Source organism: Deltaproteobacteria bacterium (genome assembly GCA_019308995.1).
Lineage (GTDB): Bacteria > Desulfobacterota > Desulfarculia > Adiutricales > JAFDHD01 > JAFDHD01.
In genome coordinates, this window is the sequence record JAFDHD010000057.1 from 1 (window position 1) to 19,492 (window position 19,492).

The window sequence follows — 19,492 nt, forward strand, 5'->3', positions numbered from 1 at the left end:
AGTTCTGAGTCGCGAATTGAGCGTGGAGATTTATCGTTTGGAGAAGTGGCGCAAAAAGGCGCTGGCTGCTTTATCAAGCGGTTTGAAAGAGAGGGGCGGAGATCTTGTTCAGGCAGACTGAATGCCTTTTGGCTGATCCGTTGAGTGACGCAGTATTGGAGTGATTAGCTCCTGACAGGCTTTTTGAGAAGGTGTGTACGAGAAAGGGGAATTGACTGACTCCTTATATTAATCTGTGGGTCAATATAATGAGGGAATAGTGAGTAATAAGAAGGCCGATTTACCAAAAATCTACCATTTGAACGTACTCGCCGGTATCCTTGATGAGCTCTTTGATTTTCTTCTTTTCATCTTGGTCGTTAATCATTTCCACTTCAGTTGTAAACAGGCCATGGTCGTCTTTCTGGTTTTTGTAGTTCACAATGTATCCCGGAACCATGATATAGCGGCAGCCGCCCACACCGCAGCAGGATTTATCCCAGGCGGTGTAGCCCAAGACGCACAGGACCTCCCGGTCTCCGACAGAAAACCGTAGCTCTTTTTCTACCTCGTAATGGCCGGAGATAGATTCGACTTCCTCCCCTGGTTCGAGATGAATGTATTTCCTGATGGCCATAGTACTTCTCCTAAAGTTCGTGTAATTAAATCCTCGTTTTATATATTTTATCAAAATTATAGATAGGAAGCCAGGACTTTAGCTCCCTGAGGGCTTGCGACATAACTGAGGGTTTCCCTGTTTGCCCCTAGTTTTCGGCTTATAATTGTAGTCTAATTACTACAATTTTTATAATGTCCCGGCAGGGACAATTGAAAATAGCCCGGCCCATTTAGGGTCGGGTCCTGGAATATTCTAAGAATCCAGTCCCATAGGGACGACAGATATTATGTTTATGCGGCGAAAATCTCAAGAAAAGAATGAAATTAAGAATAATTGCTTTTTAGCTTGATCTTTAGTAAGGTGAAGTATCTCAATTTGGTTTTTTTTATTTTATCTGTTGTCTTTTTAATTAATAGAAGACGAAAAGTTATTATCTTTAGTTGTGATGGCTTTCCGTGTCACTCTGCTACGACTGCTTCTGGGCATGCTTAAACAACAACACAAAAACTTAGGAGGGGGGAAAATGGCAGCATTCAAACGTCAATATTTTTTCGGAATTTTTATCGTAATCTCAGTTTTAATGATCACGCTATTTGCTTCCGAACTGACCAGGGTGGAGGCAGCCAAGCCGGGGGATGTCGTCATTGCCACCAGCTCGGCTGTATTTAACTGTAAAGGCGGTGATCCGGCCACCCAGACAGGCGCCCCACCATATGTTAGTCGAACCGTTTTCGACAGCCTGATTTCCGTGACGACTGATCGGAAACCTAGCCCGGCCCTGGCCAAGTCTTACAAGATTGCTGCGGGCTGGAAATACATTGACTTTTTTCTGAGAGACGACGTCAAGTTTCAGAACGGGGAGACTGTGACCGCAGAGGATGTAAAGTACACCCTTGGGAAATACCTGGAGAGAAAATACAGATTTGTATTTCGCCCCATGTGGCGGCGCATTATCAAAGAGGTCGAGATTGTGAATCCGACTCAGGTTCGCGTTCATCTCAAAGAAGCGGACTGGGGGTTTGTAGGCCGCCTCTGGTGGAGCGGCGGCATAATGCCCAAGGCCTATCGTGAAAGGGTCGGGGATAAAGGGTTTAGCAACAAGCCCATTGGAGCCGGTCCGTTTAAATGGGTAGATTATAAGCAGGATCAATGGTTTAAGGTCGAGGCGGTTAAAAACCATTATCGCATGACCCCTAAGGTCAAGTCGTTGAAAGTGATCTATGTCCCGGAACACTCGACCCGGCTGGCCATGCTCAAAGCCGGAGAGGTGGACATAGCTCCGCTACTAGGAGCTCACGTCGGCTCGATCAAGTCCGATCCTAAATTTAAAATCCATTGGACCAAGTTCGTTTCAGGCTCGACCATTGTCTTTGCTGATCTAGTCGCTCCGGACACGCCCAGTCCGTTTCATGACATCCGGGTTCGAAAGGCGGTCAACTTGGCCATTGATCGAAAAATTATCTGCAAGAAGATTCTCTTTGGGGCTTCTGAACCATGGGGAGATATCCTGGCTTCCATTACACTGGGTTATGATCCAAGCCTTAAGCCAGAACCCTATGATCCGGAGAGAGCCAAGGCCTTGCTGGCCGAGGCCGGATATCCCAATGGCTTTAAGACCACCATCAATGTGCAGACGACCTCTATTACGGCCGACGCCCTGGCGGCCAGCCTATCGGAGATTGGTATTAGGGCCAAGGTGGACAAGTATGAATCCGGCGCCTTTTACGAAAGATTCTTCACAAGGAAGTTCCGGGGGCTTATTCCTTATGTGGGCTGGTATGATGTCGAATACAACGCGCCCTCTGAGTTGTCTGACTTCTACCTGAGAAAGGCGTTCCACACTTATTACACATCTGATGAAGTGGACACCATGTTAAGGAAATCCATGTATTCCGAGACAGAAGAGGAGCTGGCAGTCTGGGGGAGAAAGCTATCCAAGGCCATCCGGGAGAGCCTGATTACGGTGTTCCTGTGGGCCAACCACACGCCTTATGGACTCGGTCCCAGGATTAAATACTGGGAGCCAACCATCGGAAGCATTCCCTCTATCGGGTTTGAAACCATCGAGCTCAACCCATAAAATAAATTCCTGAAATATGCTGGGGCCTCCTTATTTAAAAAGAGGCCCCAGCCATTTTCCTGAATCCTGCAAAACCTATTGATTTGAAACCGCCTCTTATTTAATTTCACATCAGGTATAGCCGCGGCGGCGATTCACCCCCCTGAGATCACTCCTTTCCGTGCTTGAGCCAGATCGGGTGCGAGTGATAGAAACCCTCCAAACCGATATCATGCAGCTTGTCGTTATATCCCAGGATGTTCTTACGGACGGCAGTGATGTTCTTTGGATACCACAGCCAGGCGTCTTCATAGTTGTCGTAAATTACCTTTTCGAGTTCCCAGTAAATTTTCTGTCGCTTTCAAATGATTAGTTATTATGGTGCAATAAAAAAGGGATAATTATGGAAAAAGATTTTCGAAGTGGTTTAAAGTTCAGTGCCCGGCCAGTGGGCCATTGATGCTTTTCACTCGTTTATGAGTTCCGCCTTGAGGTCTTTTTTCAAGGTCTTGCCTGTGGGGGTGCGGGGGATTTCGTCTTTAAAGACGATAATTTCCGGGATCTTGTGATTGGCCAGCTGTTCGCTTAAAAAATCTTTAATCATCTCTTCGTTGATCTCATCGTCTGGCTCGAGAACAATAAACGCCGTGACGATCTCGCCCCAGTGGGAGTCAGGTTTACCAACCACGGCTGTATCTTTGATACCTGGCATCTTATGCAGCGCTTCTTCGACCTCGGCCGGGTAAACGTTCACTCCGCCCCGAATGATCATATCCGTGACACGATCCACGATGTAGTAGTACCCGTCTTTATCCCGGATGGCGATGTCTCCAACAGTCATGTATTTTTCTCTAAAGACTTCGCGCGTGGCCTCCTCGTTCTTATAGTAGCCTTCCATGAGAAATGAGTTGTAGATATACAGCTCACCGCGTTCGCCATCCTCGACTTCGTTCCCGTTTCCGTCGAGGATTTTAAACTCATTGTCAAAAAACGGTTTTCCGACACTGGTCGGCCGCTCACGGATTTCCTCAGGGGTAATGACTATGTTCACACCTGTTTCAGTGGCTCCATAAAATTCGTATAAAACCGGACCGAACCGATCAAGAATACCGAGTTTTGTTTGCGGAAAGAGAGGCGCTCCTCCACAGATCAGGGCGCGGAGGCTCGACAGGTCCAGGCGGTCAGTGACTTCCGCGGGAACCTGAAGCAGGGAATCAAGGATGGTCGGAACTACGAAGGAGGAATTGACGCCATATCGGGCAACGTTCTCCAGAAACTCCAGCGGATCGAAGCGCGGCATAAGAATCAGGGTCCCGCCCAGAACAAAGGCGCAGGAAGCAAAAACATAGGGAGCTGAATGGTAAAGAGGGCAGGCCACCAGATGCGCTTCATCCGGCTGGTACTTAAACTGCGCAATGATATGCAAGGCAAACTCGGCCAGCTTCTCCGCACCCCCTTTTCGGGCGGCCCCTTTGGGCTTGCCCGTGGTGCCTGAAGTATAGATCATGCCCGTGCCTTGCTCCGGAGGCAGGTTTTCCAGGTCCACGTCTGGCGGGTTCGCGATCAGGCCTTCGTAATCTACCGCACCATCAAGCGATGTCGAGCCGATACTAACAAAACCCTGGGGAAGCAGGCCCGTATACCGCTTCCGGTGAGGCAGAATGCGGTCGGCAAATTCATGGTAAAAGATGAGGCATTTGGCGTCAGAGTTATTGGTGATGTATTCGATCTCCGGCGGCTTATTCCGGTACCCGACCATGACCAGCCCCACCCTGATCAGAGAAAAAGCCGAGATGATTTCAACATACTCCGGCAGGTTGTAGATCATGACCGTGGCCTTGTCCCCCGGACGCAGGCCCAGCCCGTAAAGGCCCTGGGCCAGGGCCCGGCATCTTTCATGGAGTTTAGACCAGGTAAGGGTCCGCTCCTTCCCAATCGCCACCGGCTTATCCGGGTTAAGTTGAGCTTGCACTTCGACCAGGGACGGCTGCTGTTCATCGGGGATGGTTTCAGACATGAAAATTTCCTTCAGGCTGTGATTTACTTGAAGATAAATTATGTCAGATTGTCAGGTTGAAGTTGGTTATGTAAGATATTTTAAGAAGAATATTTGTTTTGTCAAGGTAACTTCCAGGTCAGTGTTGCAGCAGATGCGGTTTGGTCTCACCGAATTTTTTCTCTATGGATTCCTCTAGTGTTCAAAGTCAGTAAGGTCCGACCCTGAGACAGGACCGTAAAAAGGCAGGTTACCTGTCCAGCTTAAACCTGATCCTCAGCACCGAGCCTTTAAAACTTGTTGATACAATTCGAAACATTCCGATTTCTTTGGTTGATTTGACGTGCGCGCCGATGCAAGGGTAGGCGTCATAATCTTCGATTTTAATAATTCGGATGCGCTCATCTGCATCTTGCGGCAGCCGCTCCAGGTCGTAATGTTCCTCTGCTTCCTCTTTGGTCAGATACTCTTCTTGAACCTTCAGATCCGCCTGGATAACCTCATTGACCTTTTTTTCGATTCGGCTGATCTCTTCATTTGTCAAGGCCCGGCCAAAGTAGTAGTCGCATTTTGATTTTTTCTTTTCGATATGGGCGCTGAAACAGCGGTTACATTGAAACATCCTGACCATGGTTTGGTTCAGGATATGTTCTGCTGAGTGCATCTTCGGGTCTATTTCTTTTTTCATTTGCCGATACCTGGGACCTAATATTTATTGAGTAATTATTTGTGCCATAATGTCTATCCATCAAGCCATTTTTTTCATAAGCCGGTCTATTTTCTGGCCGGGATTCTTTTTAAAATAGTAGAGGTGAGTTTCACAGTGGCAGTCTGAGGAGCCGAACCCTTTCATGATTGTTTTTTCGGAAAACCGGGTGAGTTCCTGGCTCAACGCACACTCCAATTTTTTATTGGACTCAATTTTTTTCACGCTAATTATCGAAGCATGAATCAGGAACCAGTCAATGTGCCAGTGGAGGCGTTTCTTATTGGAAAGGTGGCGGGCTATTCTCATTTCAAGGTTGTTCATGGCCGACCCGACGTAACAGTAAAACCCTTGGGGGAACCTGATCGCAGGCCTCCGGGCTATCTCAATGTCCCCATTATGATCTAACTTTATGATGAGACAATAGGTTCCTTTGTTCATGCTTTTCTAATCTTTAAGCGCTTCAAGAAAAAATGAAAAATATAATTCTAACTCTGCAATATTTTCTTTCAGCCGATGATCTCCATTAATAAGGTGAAGCGTCGCCTGGTTTTTTTTGGCAAATCGGATGATAATTTCAGGAGGAATAATGGTGTCGCGCCAGCCGTGAACAATGGTCACACGGTCTGTTTTTAATGAAAAATCCTGCCTTTCAAAGCCCGGCCAGGACAAGGCGGGCGCCAGGAGAAACAGGCCTTTTACCTGTAGTTCGCCGACCGCACGGGCAGACACGTATCCACCCATGCTAGAGCCGGCTAAAATTATGGGCATTGCAATCGTTTTACAGTGGGCCATCAGTTTTTGAACGCGCTCGTCAGCATTATTCATACCCCGGTAATCTAGAGAGGCCACATCAAATCCCATGTGGCGCGCCACCTCCACCATTGCGGAAATCTTGGCGCCCCAGGGACCTGATTCTTTTCCATGCGACCAGCAGACATGCATCTTGTTCATCGTTTCGTTCCTCTTAAACGGCCTTTCCTTGTTTTGTAAAAGTAGTATGTGAGAAAGGTGTTCTGGTGTCAAGAAAGGCATGGCGAGATCTAAAAAAGTACGATGATGAAATAAAAAAAGATTAAGAAAATCAATATATTATATAAAAACACCAGATGTTGCCCGAAAGTAACACGCACAAGACGTCATCAAAGGTGAAAGCAGTCTTTTTAGAGAGGCGATACCATATATAGAGAAGCTTAATTAATTCACCACAATATGGTGTGTTTTTACTTGACATTTTTTTGATTTTAGGTTTTAATATAAATACAAAGGTAGTAAAGATACTGTCATAAACCATGGGTAACCGCTTCACCTGCCACAAAGGGCGTATGAGGTATGAAAAACCATGGAGGAAAAACGAAAGCTAGAAAGGTTTGCTCTTGAGGTCCCGGCTGCAGTTCAGGTAGTCTCAGGGGCAAACGATCGTAGAAACGAATTACTAAACCTGCTCACTGAGAATATCTGTGCTGGTGGGGCCTATTTTTATACAGACAAACCCCTGCCAGAGCAGACTATTGTCAATATAGACCTGGTTCTTTCTATAGAAAGGCTGAAAAAAATCCAGGGTAAACAGGCTTATATCAAGGTCACAGGGCAGGTGATTCGGGCTGAACCGGATGGGATGGCTATCTGTTTCGACCCTGATTACAGTATCAAACCCGTACAATAATCATTCCTGATCAACCCTTATCCTGCGAAAATCGTAATCAAACCTCATAAGGTCAAGCGCCGCGATCAAGAGCTTTAGACTGTAGCGTTCGGACTTCCTCACACATTTAAATTTTTATCGAGTATTCAATATCTCCTTGGAGTTAAGGATTTTATTTCCTTTGGGTCCTAAGGAATGAGGATGATCTGATTATTCTCCCTTTCAATGGTCTCCTCCATATTTTCCACCTCATCCAGGTTCGGGATCGAATCCGCAGCGCCCGGTCTGGTGGCACATAGAGCCGCAGCTTTATTGGCTGTCTTTATGGCGTATTCCATATCCTGGCCTTTCATCATTGAAGCAATAAAGTACCCGATAAAGGTGTCTCCTGCGGCTGTAGTGTCAACAGGGACAATCTTTTCCGCCGGGACCCTGATTTTCTCCCTGGAATTTTCCAGAAGAACTCCCTGCTCGCCCAGAGTCAGGATTGTTGTTGCTTCAGGGTACTGCTCTCTCATAGAGGCCAGGATCATCTCAGCTTCTTGTTCACCCGTCAGTTCGCCACCCTCAATTTCATTGAGAATGAAACAGCTTACCAGGTTCAGAGGATAATCCAAAACCCGGCGGTCCATGGGGGCGGGATTGAAAGCTATTTTTAAGCCCCGGCTGGCTGCACGCGCGATGATTTCAGGGACAGCATTGATCTCATTTTGCAGAAGGAGGTAATCTCCTGATGTAAATTGAGTCAGGACTTTCTCGATGTAAGCGTCGGTAATCTTTTTATTCGCCCCTCCATATAAAATAATCGAATTTTCACCTTCCTGATTTACCTGAATAATCGCGTGACCACTGGGCTCGTCAATAACTTCAATCAGGGACGTCTTGGCCCCATGCCTCTCTAAAAACCTTTTGAGCCAAAGACCGTCCTGGCCGATCACACCGGCGTGGTAAACCGCTGCTCCGGCGTGAGCCAAAGCGACCGACTGGTTCAAGCCTTTTCCCCCGCAGAACTGCTGAAAGCTCTTGCTATTGAGCGTTTCACCGGGACGAACGAAATGCTCAACCATATAGACATGATCAATATTGAGCGATCCAAAGTTTAAGATTTTCATCCTGGCTACCGGATTAGCATAATTATCGTTCAAGAGTTATGTGCCCGATTATCCTGATGGCAATCAATCCTTACGCTTTTGGGTATATGTTCGCACGGCTTTATGGACAGCTAAAGTTCGCCCGGCCAGCTCCTCCATGGTCATGGTCTGAAAGCCGATGACATGTGACCTGATGGTGTCGTTTAAGGGGGCTGCAAGCTGTCCTCCGAAGTTAAGGCGTCCCACTGATGCGCCGGTGATTGATCCTGTGGTGGCGCCATTACAGTCTGTGTCCAGACCACCCATGACCGAGATGCAGATGGAACGATCGGGCTCCATGGCCCCGTAAAATAAGGACATCACCACAATAAGGGCGTTATTCACCGTATGGACAGGGCTAAGAGTTCCGTAATCTTTTTCTAACCGTAACATGAAGGCTTCGAAATCCGGGCAGTCCTGGACCCATTTGAGTGCGTACCTCACCGCTTCCGCCAGCTTGCAATGTTTCGGAATTTCTGACAGTCCGATTTCAACCAGGCGATGAGGGTCGGATTCAGCAAATGCCGAGGCAATCATGGCGGCGACAAACATCTCACCGTATATTCCATTGGCCGTGTGAGTCCAGTGGGCGTCCCGCCAGGCGAATTCGGCCGCCAGCTCCGGAAGGCCGGCGCAGGCGTATGCCCAGCCGTCGGCTCGAATCTGAGCGCCAATCCATTCGCGATAGGGGTTGTTGTATCTTCGTGTAAAGGCCGGGCTCGGGAAAACCACCTCGTTCCCTATCCTGGGGGCCTTGAGGTTGAAATTCATGATGGCCTGGGTTTCAGCGGTGCAGATGGCGTAATAGGGAAGGGAAGAGTTCCAGGTCCTCGCAACATCGTGCCATTTAAAACCAGGCCCCTTTTCCTCAAGAACCTTCAGCCCAATCAGAGAGTAATTAATATCGTCGTCAGGCTCCATGCCAGCGATGTTTTCACGCCAGGAATCTTTAAACAGAATTTTCATGCCGTCATCTTTTTCCTGACCGCTGAAATAATAATCCAGGGGCCACTGGTTACGCTTCTGGAGATAGGCCCTGATGGCCTGCCGACCGTTCACACCGGCGTGCCCCACCATCCCCAGCCTCTCAACAGGCTTACCCAAGGCACAACCGCAGGCCCGGCCGGTCCAGGCGCCGTGAAAGCGGTCAAGCAATTCATCATCATTCAAAGGGAGTGGGAGCTGTCGAGGTCCGTCAGGCCGCTCGCGGCGTATGCCTCGCAGGTCGTTGGGCTGCACGTAATTGTAATTCGGGTCCTGGGCCAGGTTTTGAAACGCGGTGTACAGGGTCTGGATTTTTTGCTCATTGAAGGCATCCAGGGTATCATGCAGTTGCTCGACCTGGACGCGGATACTTTCCGGAACCGGATATCCTTCATATTCAAGCTGGACCATTTCTGCTTTTAACTGCCTGACTGGCGTGTCCCATCCTGCATACATGAGCAGCCTCCAAATTATCAATTCATGCTGGTAGAATCATGGTCACATCATTGCCACGGCCTTGTTAATTTCCTTGATATATTCCTGATCGGTCCCGCAGCAGCCGCCGATAAAGTTCGCGCCGGCTTGAATCAATTCCGGGACAAATCGCACAAAGTCGCGCGCCGTAGTGCGATAGACAGTCTTGCCATCGGCAACTTCTGGCAGCCCTGCGTTCGGCTTAATCCAGATCGGAAGTTCTGTCTTGCTGCGCATACGCCTGCAAATAGGAATAAATCCTTCTATGCCTTGTCCGCAGTTCGCTCCAATCCCATCCACTTCCATTTTTACAAGTTCTTCTACCACTTCTTCCGGGGTGGTGCCCATCATGGTTCGGTCCTTGTTTTTACCAGAGTCAAAAACCATGCTCGCAATGATTGGCAGTCCTGTTGGTTTGACCGCTGAGACGGCGATCCTGGCTTCAGCAAGGTCTGACATGGTTTCGATAATGATTCCGTCCGCGCCTGCTTGAGCCTGAGCATGGGCCTGCTCTTCAAAAGCCTTTCCCAGATCATCTTCAGTCACTTCTTTCATTACAAGCATCTTTCCGCTAGGGCCTATGGAGGCAAAAACATAAGCGCGGTCACCAGCCACTTTCTTTGAAATCTTCACGCCAGCCGTATTGATTTCCACGACCTTATCTGCCAGGCCGAATTTTTCGAGAATGAATTTATTGGCCCCAAAGGTGTTGGTCAAAATAACCCGGCTTCCGGCGTCCACATACTGTCTGGCCACTTCTTCCACTTTTTCCGGATGATAAAGATTCCATGAATCGGGATTTTCTCCCTGTTTCAGTCCGCAGGCATAAAGCTGCGTTCCCCACGATCCGTCAGTTACTACCACACCGGTTTTTATTAAATCTTTGATCAGCGAGTGCATAGATCACCTCTAAATTTATTCCTGAATTCGTCAATGACGTCCAGCAGTCACTTAGGTCCCATTGTCTTCTTTAATTTCGAATTATGACCTTGCTGGCGGAATAATCGCGGTATAGGCCGATTTTAAAGTCTTGTCAAGTGAAACTAGTTCCAGTTTTTTTGTCTAACATTTTTCCTCAGCCAAAAAAAGATAAGGCTGGAGTATCAAAATTCGATTGAGCATTTTATAATGAAAAAATCATGAAAGACAGGCATAAAACAGTGGGAGCGTTCTGTTAAAACACCTTATATTAAATTACGATGGTCCAGGTAGGGAGATGAGGGATGGCGGAGTATACGTGTAAAAAGCGGTCTCAAAGGCGCGCAGGTCATGCCTCCTCAATGGCCACAACGTCCAGTGACACTGGGATGCTCTCTAATCTCATTTTCGCATCTGTTTGATGTATAATAATATTCTGGAGCCAGTTGGCGTTATCTTCTTCTGGGTAGTCGCTCCGGTAATGTGCCCCTCTGCTTTCCGTCCTCAAAAGAGCCGCTCGGCAGACCATTTCAGAGAGGAGCAGCATATTTTCAAGTTCCAGGCGCCTCACGAGCTGACCAGGGTTTGCGACCGGAACCTTTAGGCTGAGCGACTTGAGCTCCTCGATTCGTGTCAGGGCCTCCTGTAAATCCCTGTCGCTGCGAATAATCCCTGCCTTGTACCACATAACTTCTTTTAACGAACGGCGCAGGTTTTTCTGGTCCTGTCGCGCTTGAGATGAATGGGATTCCAGTCTGGTTCTTTCATCTGCTATCTCATGACGCAATATTTTTGGTGGGCCGATTTCTTTGGCTTTTGAGGCTGCATTTCTGCCAGCCACACCTCCCATTGCGAAAACTTCGGCCAAGGCGTTGCCACCGAGCCGATTGGCCCCATGAACCCCGGCGCAGACCTCTCCTGCGGCAAAGAGACCAGGCACCGAAGTTTCGGCGTTTTCGTCTATCATGACCCCTCCCATGCAAAAATGGGTTGTGGGGGAGACGATAATTTCTTTCTGATCCTCTGACCACTCGGCAGGGAGTAATGGGCGCAGTCGAGTCACGCCAGAGATTGGGCTGAGATCCATAATCACCCCGCCGTCCACATCCCGGCCCTCCAGAATCTCGTGCATAACGGCCCGTGAAAGTCTGTCCCGGGTCATGGCCAAAGGGTCGTTCAGCCCATGCTGGGTTATGATATTTTCACCGTGAGCGTTCTTCAGTACTGCCCCGAATTGCGAAACAAGGGCTTCATAAAGGATGGGCCTGTGTCCCAGTTTCCCCAAGGCTGTTGGATAAAACTGAATAAATTCAATATCTTTAAGAGGGAGACCGAGGTCGTAAGCAAGGGTCAGACCGGCCCCGGTTATACCCGGGGCATTATTGGTGTGCAGGTAAATCTGACTGAAACCACCGGTGGCCAATATTACGCACCTGGCTTCAAAAGTCAAAAAGGTTCCGTTCCTGTCAATCCCTGTCGCAGCTGCGATGCGGTCATTACAGGTAAAAAGCTTATTAACAAACACATGATCAAAGAAGCGGACGCCGATTTTTTCAGCATACTGCTTGAGAGGAAGCATATAGCCGCTCCCCCTCCTGTTCAGCACACTGATATGCCGCGAATACCGATGGCCAGGGGCACGGCCGAGCCGAAGACTGTTTTCTTTTTTTACAAATTCAACTCCGCACTTTTCTAAAAATGATACCTGAGGACCGGCCTCCTGAACCATCCTTGCCACCAGGCGCTGGTCATTAAGAAAACGACCTCCGGAAACGGTGTCCTTCAGGTGAACTCCCTGATCATCCTGTGTATCTCCCCAGCCTGCGGCCGCGAAGATACCTGCAGAAATAAAGGTATTATTGCCATATCCCACTCTCGATTTGGAAACAACAAGGACATCAGCTTCCCTTTCTCTCGCCTCAATGGCTGCCCTAAGGCTTGCGCCACCCCCGCCGATAATGAGTATATCGCATGAAATAGTATTAGTATCTTTAAACTGCATGGCTTTCCCTTTGGATGGAGGTTAAATCAAAATCCCCTGAGTAAAGGTCGCGAAAACATTTTAACACCGGCAACATTCAACTTTTTACACTTTGTAAAGATTTTCGACAGTCAAATCCCCTGCCTAAAAAAAATTTCTGCCGGTATTTCAATTTTTTTTTAATATTTCCTTATCGTTATGGATTCCTGAATCGAATCTTAACTTTGGCACATCAATTGCTCAAATTAAGGTTGCTACGTTCGTTCTCATACTCCCACCTTCTTATTTTCTAGTTCCGGTCGTGAGGAAGGGTTTTCCCAGATTTTACCTTTCCTCACGGCCCCCTCCTCTTTTACGGGCTGACAGAAGCGATTATCAGCAACAGTGGCTGATGTTTTTTGATCTTTCAGCAGTTATTCAGCCTGACTACTCTGGCCATAGTACGCCTCAGGGCCATGGTGAGGGACAAGCACCACTGGCATTGGTTGCAGGAAATGGCCGGTTTAATCGCAGATTTTGGGAAGATCAAATATTTGATAGGCTTGTGACTGCTTGTGCAAACTCAACCGGCATCACTTATTCGGAGTTAACTCAATAGCCACATATCAAAATAATAGTAAGTGCATGAAAGGGCCGAACCTCGAGTAGTGCCCGAAGCAGGCATAGCTATTTTATACAATAACTTCCTATGCTTACATATAGGGAGGGGATGAGCAAGAGGTTCATAACATATGTCTTTTCACTACCCTAAGTTTTACAACGGACCTTGCATCATCCTCGCTCATTAACTGCACTTTTTCCATATTCCGAACTATCTCCAGTTCATCCTTCTCAGAGTTCAGGCGATCATATTCTTGCTTGAGGTCAGAAATAGTCCTCTGGAGATCTTCGGCCTCTTTTCTGTATTCATTAACCTTTTGTTTTTCCTGGGCCACTTGATCCGCCAGCCTGGCAAGTTCCTGTCTGAGCGATTCTTGCTGTTGGCGCTCTGATTCAAGCTTTCGCAGCTCTTCACGGTTTTCATCAAGCGACTTCCTTCGTTGCTCGATCTCCGCGTCAATCTGCTTGCCTTCAGATTCAAGTTCTCGTATCTCTTCACGTCTTTTATCAAGTGCTTTCACACATTGATCAATCTCCGCGTCAAGGCGTATTTTTTTTGACGTTAAATCGGCAACACTTGAGGCATCTTCGATAATAGACTCGATCCGCCGGCGGTATGAGAGACAAACAGCTAAAGCTGCGATGGATATAAACAAAGCCAACATTGTTGTAAATACCCATAACCAAACTGGTACTACCATCTTTTTGACCTCACCTATTAGTTAGTATCTCGGAGTTTCTATCCCGCCTCGGCGGGATTAAAATAAAAGTGGTTTATTGAGGCATGTTATGTTTGCCTCAAACATGCCTGCCCGCCAGGTGGCAGGCGGAGAATATTATAAGCGAAGAGCAGAGAGCGTGGAGCATAGTGTTATTTTCTCTCTTTGCTCTTTGCCTCATGCTCTATGCATTTAAGCCTAGTTTTCCATCATTCCGCCGGTCCCATAATCTCGTAAAGCTACTTGTTTAGGCCCGGCGCTCACTATATAATATATCTTACCAGATTGAAAATTTCAAGAAAACTAAAATCGCCTCTTTACAAAAATCTGTGGGTGAACGGTTAAGCCCATTCAGGATAACAAACTGTTTTTTCATAGAAAATTATACGTCAGGAGCAAATATTTTTAGTCTCACATGATAAACGTCGGCCGGTTCGGCGGTGCGATGAGAATGGGTCTCTAAAAAGCTCGTCGGAATTGCGCCGGGTAAATCGGCCGGTGCCTCGGAGATAAAAATATAGTTTGACAACCCACAGATTTTTTCAAAGAACCCTAAAATTTTTGATTGAGATGGCAAATCACGCGATTTAATGACGGTCATTTCATTCGCAGAGCTTTAGGGCGATTTTTTTAATATCCTGTGAAAAAGGAGAATTTGGGGCCTCAGTCATAATGGGTTTCATCCTTGCGATGGCCTCCCCTACAGTATCATCCTCGCGTATGGTCATAACTTCCGAACTCGTGACCCCCAGATAATTTTGCATAAGATTCTGAATAACATTACCTGCTTTTGCATCATTCCCCGTTCGTACCCTGTTGACAACCACAAAGGGTGTAATCTCCGATAGGATTTTTTTTGCGGAATCCGTTACCTCTGAGTCGATCTTGCGAGCCTCTTTAAAAAAGCCTTCCATGGTCTTCAGGTGGGGATAGTTTTCAAAGTCCTTTGCCTTTTCCAAAAGCTCTAAGATTTCAAAACATTTTTTGTGCTTGAAAAAAAACGCGAACCGCCTGAAGACCGCTGCCTTGATAAAGCTGTATACATTCAATAGGGATGGCACTTCAGGGGTGGTGATAAAAAGTGTCTTTTTGGCAATGATTGCAAAATCTACTACGTTATATGAAGTACCCGGTGCCAGGTCCAGAATTACAAGGTCAACACCTAAGCCAAAAAGGTGCCTGATAAGTTTCATCTTCTTCTGGTATTGCATGTTTGTTATACCGGGGATATCACCTCCTCGAATTATTCCCAAGTTTTTTATGTTCGTATCCTCAATAATATCAGCAAGTTTATTTACTTTATTTTGAACAAAGTCATCGAGACTGTACTTTGAATCCCTTATGCCAAAGACCGCATGGAGGTTTGAGGCTCCAAAGTCAAGGTCAACAGCAACAATTTTTTTGCCCAATCGTGAAAGTGCAATGGCAAGATTCGCGGAAATCGTGCTTTTACCTACTCCGCCCTTTGGTCCAATAACGGCTATAATGTTTTTGCCCTTTTCCATAAATGTAGGATTTGTGTGATAATCTTTTCAATCCAAGTTTAAAAAAGCCTTCAAGTCTTTTTCAAGGGTATCACGCTCAGAAGGCTTTTCCTTTAAATTCAGTGATAAAGCCTCCTTGACTTTTGCGACTATGAGTTCAGGGTCAAGGGGATCTGAAATGAGTAATTCCTTGCGTATTCCATGCCCCTCGAATCTGGCTATGATTGACCATTTTCCAAACACAATCACGGGTATATGCTCCAATGTCTCGCACAGATTTCGTATTTGATTTACCTCTTCTGAAAAACAACCGCTTGCATCAAAAATCACAACGCCTGGGACGTGCTTCTCAATAGCATCTATCGCACCAAAAACCTTTGGAAGCAACAGGGCCTCAAACCCGCTTCGTTTTAATACTTTTTGTGTTATCCCGCCCCTGAGCTTATCAATTGAAAATATAAGTACCGTATCAGACATCCGTTTTCCCTATTACCCTATCTGTTTTTCATGAAAATGACTGCTCTCAGGATAGACACCAGATCTCTGTCTTGCCCGCCCCCAGTCTTGAGCGTAACTTTCCAGGTACCGGGATTAAGGGGATTTTTGAGCTGCTTAAAAATAAGACCTCCCTTGGTGTTGCCTTAATGCTGGTCGTCGTACAGAAACATTTGCCTTTCATTTCAACAATGGTTACCAGGGATAAAAGCCACCTCGAGAATACTTTCCCTGGCGCCATTTTGACCCCCTAAGTCCCTCGATTCATAAATTCGGTCTCGTATTTATTCAGACTTCGGCTGAACTCAGTCGAAGCCCTCGGGACTAAGTGCTGAGTGAGCCCAAGTGTCCCATAGCATTTTTCAAATTATGTTATTGTATTTGCGAATCGAAGCACTAAGGAATTTTTACAATCTCCTGATGCTGTGTAATTTTTGAGGTCAGATATTTGATCGTGATGAATTCCCTGCGCTTCATAAACTTTATATTCCTCGGGCACGTCTTCCATGACCATCATCAAGTATACGTCCTTTATGTTTTCTTCCAATTCGTCGATAGGTTCGCCTTGTGTCATTATTTCAGGGTGTTCGCAAAGTTTGCCTGGCCAAAACGTCTCTCCCTTCCAATATATGTAAGCTTTCAGTGAACCCATTGTAGCCCCCCCGTTAAAAAAAACAAGAAAAATTGGCTTGACCTCTACTGGAAGAGGGAACAAACATCGTACCCCCCTGGTTAAGGCGGACGAGGGGCGCGAGGCCTTTAAGCTGAGCCAGCGCACCCCCCGTCCGCCTTCATTGGATTATTTCACTGGATTAATAGGCTGGCGCAGCGTATAATGATAATAGTTTTCTCGTTATTGTGGTGGTTCTTGCTTGAATGGTTTGATTCTACCACAGGGAGGATTTTTAACATCCGACTAAATCCGTTTTTGGGACAAGAATGAAAATGGATACAGAAACCAAAATCATAGCCGCATGTCCAAACTGCCATTCCGAATATCGCGTACCGGTGTCATTTGAGGGAAAGCTGGTTTCCTGTAAAAAGTGCGGCACAAAATTCAAGATATCTGTTCTCTCGGCCGATCAGCAAAAACCGCCCCCACCAGATACGGCCGACCAAGTGGCCATCGAAGAAATTTCACCTGACGCGTCCTTTCTAATCTTAGGCAAACTGGCTCTGCAACATGGTTTCATTACCAAGGAACAGCTCAAAGAGGCATTATTATTCCAAAAGCAGGAGAAAGAAGGCGGCCGGCCGCCGCCCTTTGGACAAATCCTTCTCTCAAAAGAAATGATCTCCCAAAACCAATTGAACTTTCTCTTATCGGTTCAAAAGCTGCAAGAAACCAGGACCCTGGATATAAAATTTGGCCAGTTGGCCATTATCAACGGTTTTGTCACCCGGGAAGACGTGGATCGAGGTCTTAAGGAGCAGAAACGAATATTTTCTGAAACCAACGCTATTGCCTTACTCGGGGATATCCTGATCAACTTGGGATCAATGACTGAAGATCAGCGCGACGCTATCGTTACAACGCAAAAACGTTTTCAGCAATTACCTCCCGACACAGGAGAAGAAACAGAGGCCTATGAAAGCGGCGAGGAAGAGGAATATCCGCCTGAAGAAGGTAAGGAGACCGAGCTGTTTGAACCCACAATCGAGGAGAAGGCCGAGGAATATGGAATTGATATAACGATCTCAGAGGACAGGCTCGAAGCCTTGCTTGCCTTAAAAAAACGGGATGATCTGGATAAAATTCCTATTGAAGATATTAAAGAATTACTTGAAGCAAAAGGAGTAACATTCGGTATTGTAGATGATAATGTTATTATTGAATACTTCCAAACCAAACCCATTCCCGGCACCCCCTTAAAAATTGCCCAAGGCCAAGCAGCAAAACCGGGGCAAGATGCAAGAATTAACTATACTTTTGATACGGACCCGTTAAAAATCGGGGTCATTAAAAAAGGTGGTGTCATTGACTTCAAAGACCGGGGGGAAATTCCCCAGGTAAAGCCAGGGGATCTAATCGCGGAAAAGATTCCGGCCCTGCCGGGAACACCGGGAACAGATGTTTACGGCCATACCATCCCCGCCCCTAAGTCGGCCGATGTTTTTCTTCGATGCGACTCAAGCACTAAAAAAGATGAAGATGGCCTCAAGGCCTTCGCCCAGCAAGGTGGGGCGCCTCAAGTCTCAGCCGATGGCATGCTCTCTGTCATGTCCGAGCATTATATAAACGGTGACGTGGGGCTTGAGACCGGACATATTGAATTTGATGGACATATTAATGTCTCCGGATCAGTTCAGGACGGCTTCCGTGTAAAGGGCGGAAAGCTTTCAGCTAAAGAGATACTCAAGGCGGAAATCGACCTCACCGGAGATATTGACCTTACCGGCGGAATACTGGGCGCCCACATAAAGACGGGCGGGAGTATCAAGGCCAAGTATATTAATGCCTCAACCATTGAAGCCTGGGGTGATGTTGTGGTTAACAAGGAGGTCTATGATTCCACGATCGAGGCCTGCGGTAAATTCGTCATTGACCGGGGAAAGGTTTTAACCTCCAGGATCACGGCCAAGAAAGGGATTGAAGCGGTGGATATCGGGTCGGAATTATCCAACCCATGCACTCTGATGGTAGGGGTCGATGTAATTGTCCCCAGAGAGGTTAATAAAATCAAAGAAGAGATAGGGGAGATAAAAAAAAGACGTAAAGAGCTTGAATCCCTTATAGAGAAGGCCCAAGAGGAATCCAGTCGATTAAATGACGAAATGATGGAGTTTACCCAGATGCAGGACCAGTCCGTCGTACAAAAACGGAGCCTGGAAGGAAAGATAGAAGAATTGCGGAAAACAGACCGCGAAGAGCTGTTGAGTAAAGCAGAAAAATTTATCGAAGGCCTCGATAATAAAATAAAAAAGGCAACGGAAATAATAGAGAAACTCGTCAGCAGACAGGACCAGATCATGGAAGAGGTGGAAGGCCACCAAAAAGAGATCGAGGATACTGAAAAAAAGATAGAAGAAAAGAATACCGAAATCCAGAGGCTGATAGAATGGTCTGAGTCTGAAAAAGCGGTGGCCGCCGTAAAAGTTTCAGGTAAAATTTTTCCGGGCACTATCGTAAGGGGGGCTCATTCTTCACTCATGCTTGAAGAAAAAAACCAGTACGTCCTTTTCAGTGAGAATAAAATCACCGACCCCGAATCAAGGGTCAAGTGGGAGATAAGTATCTCAACCTATAAATAGCATTATATGAGTGTGGCCGGCACCATGAGGCACAAGGAGAACTCTTCAGCGGATTTCGGCCTATTTGCAAAAAAATTCAATCATCATCCCCACGCAACTGCTTAGACAGCCAGATGCTTAGCGCTTCGCACATCACCGCACCTAAGCGAAGAGGCTTCCAGTACCTCCGTTGAGAGAGAGATCGGAAGATATTGTAAAGCTTACAATGTATCACGTAGCAAGGATATGTGAGGAATCCCGGGTGATGACAAAAGGAGCCAATTGCGATGTTAGGTCGTATCCCTTTAATTAGTTGATATTAATACAGGCTTATACACCAATAATTCATGGAGCGTCCAGACAAGATCCTGCTATTATGATCCAGCTTGATAATTATATATAGGGGTTGCATTGGAAACCATACGCCTCCTTCTTGTTGACGATCACAAAATACTCCGGCAAAGCCTTTCCA

Annotated in this window: 15 protein-coding genes and 1 pseudogene; 3 read left to right on the plus strand and 13 right to left on the minus strand. The window is 46.7% G+C overall.

The window, feature by feature from the left end; genetic code table 11:
• Nucleotides 1–280 precede the first annotated feature (280 nt).
• Nucleotides 281–616 carry a hypothetical protein gene (locus JRI95_10515; protein ID MBW2061979.1) on the minus strand — a complete coding sequence of 112 codons (336 nt, stop codon included), beginning with the start codon at nucleotides 614–616 and terminating at the stop codon, nucleotides 281–283.
• Between the two features lie 505 nt (nucleotides 617–1,121).
• Between JRI95_10515 and JRI95_10520 the strand changes: the two genes are divergently transcribed.
• Nucleotides 1,122–2,678: an ABC transporter substrate-binding protein gene (locus JRI95_10520; GenBank protein MBW2061980.1), complete on the plus strand. Its 1,557-nt coding sequence runs from the start codon at nucleotides 1,122–1,124 to the stop codon at nucleotides 2,676–2,678.
• Between the two features lie 445 nt (nucleotides 2,679–3,123).
• Here JRI95_10520 and JRI95_10525 read toward each other — a convergent pair whose 3' ends face one another.
• The 4 genes from JRI95_10525 to JRI95_10540 all read right to left on the minus strand — a co-directional run bounded on the left by JRI95_10525 (nucleotide 3,124) and on the right by JRI95_10540 (nucleotide 6,313).
• Nucleotides 3,124–4,674: an acyl--CoA ligase gene (locus JRI95_10525; GenBank protein ID MBW2061981.1), complete on the minus strand. Its 1,551-nt coding sequence runs from the start codon at nucleotides 4,672–4,674 to the stop codon at nucleotides 3,124–3,126.
• Between the two features lie 229 nt (nucleotides 4,675–4,903).
• Entirely contained in the window at nucleotides 4,904–5,341 is a 438-nt protein-coding gene (locus tag JRI95_10530) for a hypothetical protein (protein MBW2061982.1), read from the minus strand.
• A 60-nt stretch (nucleotides 5,342–5,401) separates the two neighbouring features.
• Nucleotides 5,402–5,800, minus strand: coding sequence for a GIY-YIG nuclease family protein (locus JRI95_10535; GenBank protein MBW2061983.1), 399 nt, complete (start codon nucleotides 5,798–5,800; stop codon nucleotides 5,402–5,404).
• A gap of 6 nt (nucleotides 5,801–5,806) precedes the next feature.
• A complete protein-coding gene (locus tag JRI95_10540) occupies nucleotides 5,807–6,313 on the minus strand; it encodes an alpha/beta hydrolase (protein ID MBW2061984.1) in 507 nt (168 codons plus the stop codon).
• Between the two features lie 388 nt (nucleotides 6,314–6,701).
• Between JRI95_10540 and JRI95_10545 the strand changes: the two genes are divergently transcribed.
• Complete coding sequence (locus JRI95_10545; protein ID MBW2061985.1) at nucleotides 6,702–7,025, plus strand: PilZ domain-containing protein; 324 nt, start codon at nucleotides 6,702–6,704, stop codon at nucleotides 7,023–7,025.
• Nucleotides 7,026–7,192: 167 nt separating this feature from the next.
• Here JRI95_10545 and JRI95_10550 read toward each other — a convergent pair whose 3' ends face one another.
• The 8 genes and pseudogenes from JRI95_10550 to JRI95_10585 form a co-directional block, all read right to left on the minus strand.
• Nucleotides 7,193–8,116: a ribokinase gene (locus tag JRI95_10550; protein MBW2061986.1), complete on the minus strand. Its 924-nt coding sequence runs from the start codon at nucleotides 8,114–8,116 to the stop codon at nucleotides 7,193–7,195.
• A 63-nt stretch (nucleotides 8,117–8,179) separates the two neighbouring features.
• A complete protein-coding gene (locus JRI95_10555) occupies nucleotides 8,180–9,574 on the minus strand; it encodes an ADP-ribosylglycohydrolase family protein (protein ID MBW2061987.1) in 1,395 nt (464 codons plus the stop codon).
• Between the two features lie 42 nt (nucleotides 9,575–9,616).
• Entirely contained in the window at nucleotides 9,617–10,492 is an 876-nt protein-coding gene (locus tag JRI95_10560; GenBank protein ID MBW2061988.1) for a homocysteine S-methyltransferase family protein, read from the minus strand.
• A 367-nt stretch (nucleotides 10,493–10,859) separates the two neighbouring features.
• Nucleotides 10,860–12,512 (minus strand): FAD-binding protein, encoded by a 1,653-nt coding sequence (locus tag JRI95_10565; protein ID MBW2061989.1) that lies wholly within the window; start codon nucleotides 12,510–12,512, stop codon nucleotides 10,860–10,862.
• Between the two features lie 701 nt (nucleotides 12,513–13,213).
• Nucleotides 13,214–13,792, minus strand: coding sequence for a hypothetical protein (locus tag JRI95_10570; protein ID MBW2061990.1), 579 nt, complete (start codon nucleotides 13,790–13,792; stop codon nucleotides 13,214–13,216).
• A 620-nt stretch (nucleotides 13,793–14,412) separates the two neighbouring features.
• The gene (locus JRI95_10575; protein ID MBW2061991.1) at nucleotides 14,413–15,315 is read right to left on the minus strand and encodes a P-loop NTPase; all 903 of its coding nucleotides are present in this window, start codon (nucleotides 15,313–15,315) and stop codon (nucleotides 14,413–14,415) included.
• A 27-nt stretch (nucleotides 15,316–15,342) separates the two neighbouring features.
• Nucleotides 15,343–15,771: a hypothetical protein gene (locus tag JRI95_10580; GenBank protein MBW2061992.1), complete on the minus strand. Its 429-nt coding sequence runs from the start codon at nucleotides 15,769–15,771 to the stop codon at nucleotides 15,343–15,345.
• A gap of 490 nt (nucleotides 15,772–16,261) precedes the next feature.
• Nucleotides 16,262–16,441: pseudogene (locus JRI95_10585) on the minus strand (type II toxin-antitoxin system HicB family antitoxin).
• A gap of 293 nt (nucleotides 16,442–16,734) precedes the next feature.
• Between JRI95_10585 and JRI95_10590 the strand changes: the two are divergent.
• Nucleotides 16,735–19,041, plus strand: a complete 2,307-nt coding sequence (locus JRI95_10590; protein MBW2061993.1) for a DUF342 domain-containing protein — start codon at nucleotides 16,735–16,737, stop codon at nucleotides 19,039–19,041.
• The last annotated feature ends 451 nt before the right edge of the window (nucleotides 19,042–19,492 follow it).

Excerpts from the sequence above, each read along its gene's own strand:
- JRI95_10515 (MBW2061979.1), bottom strand. The coding sequence starts at position 616 with ATGGCCATCAGGAAATACATTCATCTCGAACCAGGGGAGGAAGTCGAA.
- JRI95_10520 (MBW2061980.1), top strand. The coding sequence starts at position 1,122 with ATGGCAGCATTCAAACGTCAATATTTTTTCGGAATTTTTATCGTAATC.
- JRI95_10525 (MBW2061981.1), bottom strand. The coding sequence starts at position 4,674 with ATGTCTGAAACCATCCCCGATGAACAGCAGCCGTCCCTGGTCGAAGTG.
- JRI95_10530 (MBW2061982.1), bottom strand. The coding sequence starts at position 5,341 with ATGAAAAAAGAAATAGACCCGAAGATGCACTCAGCAGAACATATCCTG.
- JRI95_10535 (MBW2061983.1), bottom strand. The coding sequence starts at position 5,800 with ATGAACAAAGGAACCTATTGTCTCATCATAAAGTTAGATCATAATGGG.
- JRI95_10540 (MBW2061984.1), bottom strand. The coding sequence starts at position 6,313 with ATGAACAAGATGCATGTCTGCTGGTCGCATGGAAAAGAATCAGGTCCC.
- JRI95_10545 (MBW2061985.1), top strand. The coding sequence starts at position 6,702 with ATGGAGGAAAAACGAAAGCTAGAAAGGTTTGCTCTTGAGGTCCCGGCT.
- JRI95_10550 (MBW2061986.1), bottom strand. The coding sequence starts at position 8,116 with ATGAAAATCTTAAACTTTGGATCGCTCAATATTGATCATGTCTATATG.
- JRI95_10555 (MBW2061987.1), bottom strand. The coding sequence starts at position 9,574 with ATGTATGCAGGATGGGACACGCCAGTCAGGCAGTTAAAAGCAGAAATG.
- JRI95_10560 (MBW2061988.1), bottom strand. The coding sequence starts at position 10,492 with ATGCACTCGCTGATCAAAGATTTAATAAAAACCGGTGTGGTAGTAACT.
- JRI95_10565 (MBW2061989.1), bottom strand. The coding sequence starts at position 12,512 with ATGCAGTTTAAAGATACTAATACTATTTCATGCGATATACTCATTATC.
- JRI95_10570 (MBW2061990.1), bottom strand. The coding sequence starts at position 13,792 with ATGGTAGTACCAGTTTGGTTATGGGTATTTACAACAATGTTGGCTTTG.
- JRI95_10575 (MBW2061991.1), bottom strand. The coding sequence starts at position 15,315 with ATGGAAAAGGGCAAAAACATTATAGCCGTTATTGGACCAAAGGGCGGA.
- JRI95_10580 (MBW2061992.1), bottom strand. The coding sequence starts at position 15,771 with ATGTCTGATACGGTACTTATATTTTCAATTGATAAGCTCAGGGGCGGG.
- JRI95_10590 (MBW2061993.1), top strand. The coding sequence starts at position 16,735 with ATGGATACAGAAACCAAAATCATAGCCGCATGTCCAAACTGCCATTCC.